This window comes from Aeromicrobium sp. PFPM2_SD2, assembly GCF_057364525.1.
On record NZ_JBNFNZ010000063.1, the window covers coordinates 1 to 8,112 of the forward strand.

Genomic DNA, 8,112 nt, shown 5'->3' on the forward strand with positions numbered 1-8,112 from the left:
GGACGCCACCAGCTGCGGGCGTGCACCGACGGCATCGCAACCACGCCGGCGGGACGCGCTTGCCGTCCTCGTCGCGCAGCACGCGCACGACCCCGCCGAGCAGCTCGTCGCTGACCGGCTCGTCGGGGACACCGGCGGCCAGCAGCGTGCGCAGCGTGCCGCCCCAGCCCAGGTCGGTGAGGCGGGCGACGACGCGTCCGGTCTCGGCCTTCTCGTCGGCCGACAGGCGGCCCTTGGCCTCGACCCCGACGCCTCGACGCGCCGGTGGGCCACTGCCCGCGCGGCTCGACCGGCACGCCGACCTTGTCGAGGGTGCCGGACGCCGAGCGGCCGCGTCGACGGCGACGTCGGTCGGGTACCAGGCACCGGCGCACACGTCGCAGCGTCCGCACGGGACGGCGCTGGGGTCGTCGAGCTCGCGCTGCAGCACCTCCATGCGGCAGGTGGACGTGCGCTCGTAGGCGAGCATCGCCTGCTGCTCGGCCTGCCGGGCCGCGGCGATGCGCTCGTAGCGCTCGGCGTCGTACGTCCACGGGACACCGGTCGCGACCCATCCCCCGCGCACGCGCCGCACCGCCCCGTCGACGTCGAGCACCTTGAGCAGCAGCTCCAGCGAGCTGCGCTTGACGTCGACCCGCGTCTCGAGCGCCGGGGTGGACAGCGGCTCGTCACCGAGCGCCGCGATGACCGCCTGCGCCTTGACCGGGTCGGGCATGGAGGCGGTGGCGAAGTACTGCCAGATGTCGGTGTCCTCGGGGCCGGGCAGCAGCAGCACGTCGGCGTGGTCGGTGCCGCGGCCGGCGCGGCCGACCTGCTGGTAGTAGGCCACCGGGGAGACGGCGCGCCCAGGTTGACGATGAAGCCGAGACGCGGCGCGTCGAAGCCCATGCCGAGCGCGGACGTGGCGACCAGCGCCTTCACCTCGTCGTTCTTGAGCGCCCGCTCCAGCACCTCGCGCTCCTCGGGGTCGGTGCGTCCGGTGTAGGCCTTCACCGGGTAGCCGGCCTCGGCGAGCAGCCGGGCGGTGTCCTCGGCGGCCGAGACGGTCAGCGCGTAGACGATGCCGCTGCCCGGCAGGTCCTTCAGGTGCGTGACCAGCCAGCCGAGCCGGTCGCGCGCCGTCGGCAGCACCAGGCAGCCCAGGCGCAGCGAGTCGCGGGCCAGCGAGCCGCGCAGGGTGAGCACGTCGCCGCCGAGCTGCTCGGCGACGTCGGCGACCACGCGCGCGTTGGCCGTGGCCGTGGTGGCCAGCACCGGAACCTTCTCGCCCAGCGTGCCGATGAGGTCGCGCAGACGGCGGTAGTCGGGGCGGAAGTCGTGACCCCAGTCCGAGATGCAGTGCGCCTCGTCGACGACCAGCAGGCCCATGCGGGCGACGAGCTCGGGCAGCTGCTCCTCGCGGAACTGCGGGTTGTTCAGCCGCTCGGGCGAGACGAGCAGGACGTCGACGTCGTCGGCGGCCAGGCGTCCGCGCACCTCGTCCCACTCGTGGGCGTTGGCCGAGCTGATCGACACCGCCCGCACCCCGGCGCGCTCGGCCGCGGCGACCTGGTCGCGCATGAGCGCCAGCAACGGCGAGACGAGCAGGGTCGGGCCCGCACCGCGCTCGCGCAGCAGGTTCGTGGCGATGAAGTAGACCGCGGACTTGCCCCAGCCGGTGCGCTGCACGACGAGCGAGCGGCGCTGCTCGTCGACCAGGGCGGTGATCGCCTCGAGCTGGCCGGGGTGGAACACGGCGTCGTCGCGCGCGGTCAGGCGGCGGAGGGTGGCGAGGGCGGCGTCGGCGGTCGAGGTCACCGAGCCATCGTGACAGCCGGGTCCGACGACGCCGGGCCGACGTCCACAGCGCCGGCCCTGGACGGCGACGACGCGCCCGGACTAGGGTCCCAGCAGCATCGCGTGCCGGTGACGGACTGCGTCAGGCATGGAGGTGCGGACCGAGGGAGGCGTCATGACGACCCTTTCCCCGCTCCTCGCCCGTGGGTGAGGACGACCAGACCAGGCTCGTGGCCTGGGACCGAGAGCTGAGGACGGCGCACGCGCGCCTGCGCGCCGCGCTGCGCGTCGCGACGCGGACCGTCGACGAGGCCGGCGACGGGCTGCCGCGCGAGCTGCTGCTGTACTGCCACGGCTTCTGCACCGCGCTGAGCGGCCACCACGTCGGCGAGGACGTGCACCTGTTCACGGCCCTCGCGGACCGCCACCCCGCGCTGCGTCCGACGATCGCCCGGCTGGAGCAGGACCACGCCCTGATCGGCCACCTGCTCACCGAGCTCGACCGCGCACTGCGCTCGCGGGAGCCCGCCGCGGTGCTGCACCGGCACCTGGACGGGCTCGCGGCCATCATGGAGTCGCACTTCCGCTACGAGGAGCGCGAGCTGCTCGGAGTGCTGGCGACGTTCCGGCTGGACGCCGGCACCGACGAGGTGCTGGGTCCGCTGTGAGGTCCTGGTGGGCGAAGAGGGGCTCGAACCCCCGACCTTCCGGGTGTAAGCCGGATGCTCTGACCAGCTGAGCTATTCGCCCGGTCAGCGGCACAGACTACCGCAGGGGCCCGGCGTCGCCGGCCGCACGAAAAGACTGCGACCGCCGGGGTCTCGGGTCCCCAGCGGCCGCAGCAGGACCATCGTGGCGCATCCCCCGCGCACATGCACGGGTTTTGCGGAAGTTTTCGTCAGGCGATGCCGGACAGGGCCACGCGGTAGTCCTCGAGGTTGCGCGCGTCGGGCATGCCGTTCTCGATCTTCCAGCGCACGACCCGCTGGGTGTCGATGACGAAGGTGCCGCGCAGCGCCGAGCCCGTGACGTCGTTGAACACGTCGTAGGCCTGCGCCGTGGCCCCGTGCGGCCAGAAGTCGCTCAGCAGCGGGAAGTTCAGGTTCTCGGTGTCGGCGAACGTCCGCAGGGTCGCCGTGGAGTCGCACGAGACGGCCACGACCTGCGCGCCCACGTCCTCCAGGTCGCCCAGGTTGTCGCGGATCTCGCACATCTCGCCGGTGCAGATGCCCGTGAAGGCGAACGGGAAGAACACCACGACCACGGGACCCTCCGAGACCAGCTCGGACAGCGTCACGGACTCGCCGTGCTGGTTCTTCAGCGTGAAGTCGGGCGCGGTGTCGCCGATCTCGATCGTCATGAGGCGTTTGTACCCCGTCGCGACGACCTCGGCAGCGCCAGGGTCAGCGCTTCTGCGAGGTGAGACGGGTGACGGCCCAGTCGGTGCCGGTCGACGACGTCGTGGTGGTCGACAGGCCGGCGACCGGGGCGGCCTCCGCGATGTCGGCACCGGGGACGTAGCCGGGCTGCCCGACCTTGGGGGTGAAGAGCCAGATGGTGCCGCCCTCGACCAGGTCCTGCAGCGTGTCGACGAGCGAGTCCACGAGGTCGTCGTCGCCGTCGCGCCACCACAGGATGACGCCGTCGACGACGTCCCCGTAGTCGCCGTCGACGAGCTCAGCACCGACCTGCTTCTCGATGGCTGAGCGCAGGTCGTCGTCGACGTCCTCGTCCCAGCCGAGCTCCTGGATGACGGTTCCGGGCTTGAAGCCCAGCCGAGCCGCGTCCAACGGTGCCTCCTCAGGCGTCCTTTCGTACCGAAATTCCTACTCGCGAGTACGGTTTCGGACCCCCTCGCCGGTCTCACCCTAGCGAATGTCGCGTGGAATGATGGACGTGTCCACGAGACTTTCAGGAGATCTAATGCCGCAATCCGGCTCGGACCGCACCCCGGTCATCCACGAGGGCCTGCCCACGCAGCTGCCTGACATCGATCCCGACGAGACCAACGAGTGGGTTGCCTCGCTGGACGACATGATCGAGACCAACGGACGCGACCGCGCCCGGTACGTCATGCTTCGTCTGCTGGAGCGTGCCCGCGAGCAGAACGTCGGCGTCCCCGCGCTGCGCAGCACCGACTACATCAACACCATCCCGCCCGAGCGCGAGCCCTGGTTCCCCGGCAACGAGGACATCGAGCGGCGCATCCGCTCCTACATTCGCTGGAACGCGGCGGTCATGGTGTCGCGCGCCAACCGTCCCGGCCTGGGCGTCGGCGGTCACATCGCCACGTACCAGTCGGCGGCCAGCCTGTACGAGGTGGGCTTCAACCACTTCTTCAAGGGCAAGGACCACCCCGGCGGCGGCGACCAGATCTACTTCCAGGGCCACGCCGCCCCCGGCGTCTACGCGCGCTCCTACCTCGAGGGACGCCTGAGCGAGACCCAGCTCGACCGGTTCCGCCAGGAGCACTCGCACGGCGTCGGCCAGGGCCTGTCGTCGTACCCGCACCCGCGCCTCATGAGCAACTACTGGGAGTTCCCCACGGTCTCCATGGGCCTGGCGGCGATCAACTCGATCTACCAGGCGCGCTTCAACCGCTACCTGCACCACCGCGGCATCAAGGACACGAGCCAGCAGCACGTCTGGACGTTCCTGGGCGACGGCGAGATGGGCGAGCCGGAGTCGCTGGGCGCGATCGCCCTGGCGGCCCGCGAGGAGCTGGACAACCTCACGTTCGTCATCAACTGCAACCTGCAGCAGCTCGACGGCCCGGTGCGCGGCAACGGCAAGGTCATCCAGGAGCTGGAGTCGTTCTTCCGCGGTGCCGGCTGGAACGTCATCAAGGTCGTGTGGGGCCGTCAGTGGGACGACCTGCTCGCCCGCGACGTCGACGGCGTCCTGGTCAACCAGATGAACCGCACCCCCGACGGCGAGTTCCAGACCCTCTCGGTCGAGACCGGCGCGTACAACCGCGAGCACTTCTTCGGTCCCGACCCGCGGCTGCGCAAGCTCGTCGAGCACCTGTCGGACGAGGACATCGAGCGTCTCCCCCGCGGCGGCCACGACTACCGCAAGGTCTACGCGGCCTTCGACGCGGCCACCAAGCACACCGGTCAGCCGACGGTCATCCTGGCCCACACCATCAAGGGCTGGCTGCTGGACTCCTTCATGGGTCGCAACGCCACGCACCAGATGAAGAAGCTCACCAAGAACGACCTCAAGGGCTTCCGCGACAAGCTGAAGATCCCGGTCACCGACGAGGCGATCGACTCCTCGGACATCGCGCCGTTCTACCACCCGGGCGCCGACAGCGACGAGATCCAGTACATGCTGGCCCGCCGCGAGGCGCTGGGCGGCTCGGTGCCGGAGCGCCGCGTGCTGGCCACCGGCGTCAAGCTCCCCGCGAACGAGCTGTACGGCGAGCTGAAGAAGGGCTCGGGCAAGCAGGAGATCGCCACGACGATGGCGTTCGTCCGCCTGCTGCGCGACCTCATGAAGGACCCCGAGATCGGCAAGCGGGTCGTCCCGATCGCGCCGGACGAGTACCGCACGTTCGGCATGGACTCGATGTTCCCGTCGGCCAAGATCTACAACCCGTCGGGCCAGCAGTACGAGTCGGTCGACCGCAAGCTCCTGCTCGCCTACAAGGAGTCCCAGCAGGGCCAGCTGCTCCACGAGGGCATCAGCGAGGCCGGCGCCATGGCGTCGGCGATCGCGGCGGGCTCGGCGTACTCCACGCACGGCGAGCCGATGATCCCGGTCTACCTGTTCTACTCGATGTTCGGATTCCAGCGGACCGCCGACTCGATCTGGGCGATGGCCGACCAGCTCTCGCGCGGCTTCCTCATCGGCGCCACGGCCGGACGCACGACGCTGACCGGCGAGGGCCTGCAGCACGCCGACGGCCACTCGCCGCTGATCGCCCGCACGAACCCGGCCGTCGTCCACTACGACCCGGCGTTCGGCTTCGAGATCAGCCACATCGTGCAGAGCGGCATGGAGCGCATGTACGGCTCCAGCGACGCCCACCCGCAGGGCGAGGACGTCATCTTCTACCTGACGGTCTACAACGAGCCGATCGTGCAGCCGGCCGAGCCGCAGGACGTCGACGTCGAGGGCATCCTGCGCGGCGCGTACCTGTACCGCGCCGCCGACGGCGGCGAGGGCCCGCGGGCGCGCATCATGGCGTCCGGCGTCTCGGTGCCGTGGGCGCTCAAGGCCCAGCAGATCCTGGCCGACGACTACGGCGTGCGCGCGACGTGTGGTCGGTGACGTCGTGGAACGAGCTGGCCCGCGACGCCGAGGAGGTCGAGCGCTGGAACCTCAACCACCCGGGCGAGTACCAGCGCGTGCCGTACGTGACGCAGAAGCTGCTCGACTCCGACGCGGTCACGCTCGGCGTCAGCGACTACATGCGCGCGGTGCCCGACCAGATCGCCCGCTGGGTGCCCGGCTCGTGGCAGTCGCTGGGTGCCGACGGCTTCGGCTTCGCCGACACCCGCGCGCGCGCGGCGCTTCTTCCAGATCGACGCCGAGTCGATCGTGGTGGGCATCCTGCAGAGCCTCGCCCAGCGTGACGAGGTGCCGCGCGAGCGCGTCAGCGAGGCGTTCAGCCGCTTCCGCATCGACGACCCGACGGCCGTCGCCGGCGTGCCCCAGGAGGGCGGCGACGCCTGATCCGGCCCGCACCGACGGCCCCCGCTCCCACCGGAGCGGGGGCCGTCGCCGTCCTCAGGAACTCCTCAGCGAGCCGTCGCTAGGATGGCGCCCATGCGTCGTTGGCCCTACACCTTTGCCGTCGTCCTCTCGCTGATCACGGGAGCGACGGCCGTGGTGGCCACCCTCGCGCTCGACGTCACGCTCAAGGACCCCGAGGGCTTCCTCGGCCCGGCGTACGTCCGCCTGCCCGTCATGGGGCTGGGCTTCTTCGCCATCGGCATCGTGCCGCAGGCGCTCCAGCGCTACGGCGTGAAGGGGTTCTGGGGCGGCATGCGCACCATCGTGCGCGAGGAGTGGACGTGGCGGCGCGCGGCGTACATCGCCACCGGCCTGCTGTGCTTCTACGTGAGCTACGTCGGCTACCGCAACCTCAAGAGCCTGCTGCCGCTCATCCGCGAGGACGTCATCTACGACACCGACTTCCTGCGCATCGACCACTGGCTGGCCTTCGGCAACAACCCCGCCGAGCTGCTGCACGCGGTGCTGGGCACCACCTTCATGGCGCAGGTGCTGGCGTTCGTCTACGTCTCGTACCTGCCGCTCATCCCGATCACGCTGGCCGCGTTCCTCGTGCTCAACCGGGACGTGTCGATCGGCGCCTGGTACGCCACCGCGCTGTGCCTGAACTGGGTGCTCGGCACGGTCAGCTACTACATCTTCCCGACGCTGGGCCCGGCGTTCGCGCAGCCGTCGATGTTCCTGGACCTGCCCGACACCGGCGTCACCGCGCTGCAGCAGAGCCTGTTCAAGAACGGCGTCATCTTCAAGAGCGACCCCACGGGCGAGACGATCTACGGCATCGCCGGCTTCGCCTCGCTGCACGTGTCGGTGACGCTCACCGCCGCGCTGTTCTTCCACCACATCGGGCTCAAGAAGGTCTTCCGCTACGTCGCGTGGGCCTACTTCGTCCTGACCGTCGTGGCCACGCTCTACTTCGGCTGGCACTACGTCCTGGACGACTTCGCCGGCGCGTTCATCGCCTGGGCGTCGGTCACGATCGGCGCGCTGGTGACCGGAAACTTCCGCCGACGACGGCCGTTCCTGCGCCGCCGCCGGGCTCCCGAGCCCGGGCCGCAGCCGGCGCCGACGGCCTAGGCCGTGGGACACGTCGCGCATCGGCGCGGATCGGTAGGCTGAGCCCGTGCCTTCGGACAACGAGGTCGGCCCCGAGCTGACCGACATCATCGTGCGGGTCCTGGACTGCGACCCCTCTGACGTCGTCCCCGCGGCACGTCTGCGTGACCTGGGAGCCGACTCCTTGGCCATGGTCGAGATCGGCGAGGGCGTCCACCAGCGCCTGGGCCGCCGCGTGCCGGACGACCGCCTGGACGCCGTGCGGACCGTGCAGGACCTCCGCGACGCCGTGGAGGACCCCGCTCCGGCCCGGTCCTCGTCACCGACCTCGCTGGTGCCGCCGTTGCTCGACCCGAGCCTGCCGCCCGAGGAGGTCCAGCAGCGCAAGCGCCGGGCCGTCTCGTACGCGGCCGGCTTCGTCGGCGTCGGCCTCGTGATCGGCGTCGTCGGCGGCTTCGGGCTCGCCGCGGTCGGCAAGGTGCTGGGCCTGGCACGCAGGACGTCCCGAAGGCCGCTCCCACCTCGGCCGCGCCGACGACG

5 protein-coding genes, 1 tRNA gene and 2 pseudogenes are annotated in these 8,112 nt (G+C 70.9%); 4 read left to right on the top strand and 4 right to left on the bottom strand.

Features of this window, described 5'->3' with window-relative positions; all coding sequences use genetic code 11:
* A pseudogene (locus tag AC2W7G_RS05210) lies at positions 1–1,797 on the bottom strand (RecQ family ATP-dependent DNA helicase); the annotation flags it as partial.
* 209 nt (positions 1,798–2,006) lie between these two features.
* Between AC2W7G_RS05210 and AC2W7G_RS05215 the strand changes: the two are divergent.
* Positions 2,007–2,444, top strand: coding sequence for a hemerythrin domain-containing protein (locus AC2W7G_RS05215; protein WP_485867503.1), 438 nt, complete (start codon positions 2,007–2,009; stop codon positions 2,442–2,444).
* 5 nt (positions 2,445–2,449) lie between these two features.
* On the opposite strand, the gene AC2W7G_RS05220 is transcribed toward AC2W7G_RS05215, so the two are convergent.
* The 3 genes from AC2W7G_RS05220 to AC2W7G_RS05230 form a co-directional block, all read right to left on the bottom strand.
* Positions 2,450–2,526, bottom strand: a tRNA-Val gene (locus AC2W7G_RS05220).
* Positions 2,527–2,674: 148 nt separating this feature from the next.
* The gene (locus AC2W7G_RS05225) at positions 2,675–3,136 is read right to left on the bottom strand and encodes a redoxin domain-containing protein (RefSeq protein ID WP_485867504.1); all 462 of its coding nucleotides are present in this window, start codon (positions 3,134–3,136) and stop codon (positions 2,675–2,677) included.
* 43 nt (positions 3,137–3,179) lie between these two features.
* Positions 3,180–3,566: a DUF3052 domain-containing protein gene (locus AC2W7G_RS05230; protein WP_485867505.1), complete on the bottom strand. Its 387-nt coding sequence runs from the start codon at positions 3,564–3,566 to the stop codon at positions 3,180–3,182.
* A 133-nt stretch (positions 3,567–3,699) separates the two neighbouring features.
* Here AC2W7G_RS05230 and aceE point away from each other — a divergent pair.
* The 3 genes and pseudogenes from aceE to AC2W7G_RS05245 all read left to right on the top strand — a co-directional run.
* Positions 3,700–6,456: pseudogene (aceE, locus tag AC2W7G_RS05235) on the top strand (pyruvate dehydrogenase (acetyl-transferring), homodimeric type).
* Between the two features lie 93 nt (positions 6,457–6,549).
* Positions 6,550–7,593, top strand: a complete 1,044-nt coding sequence (locus tag AC2W7G_RS05240; protein WP_485867506.1) for a phosphatase PAP2 family protein — start codon at positions 6,550–6,552, stop codon at positions 7,591–7,593.
* Between the two features lie 46 nt (positions 7,594–7,639).
* On the top strand, positions 7,640–8,112 hold a 473-nt coding region (locus tag AC2W7G_RS05245; RefSeq protein ID WP_485867507.1), incomplete at its 3' end, for an acyl carrier protein.

What these genes read in the sequence shown, in the direction of transcription:
- AC2W7G_RS05240 (WP_485867506.1), top strand. Translation starts at nt 6,550, where the DNA reads ATGCGTCGTTGGCCCTACACCTTTGCCGTCGTCCTCTCGCTGATCACG.
- AC2W7G_RS05225 (WP_485867504.1), bottom strand. Translation starts at nt 3,136, where the DNA reads ATGACGATCGAGATCGGCGACACCGCGCCCGACTTCACGCTGAAGAAC.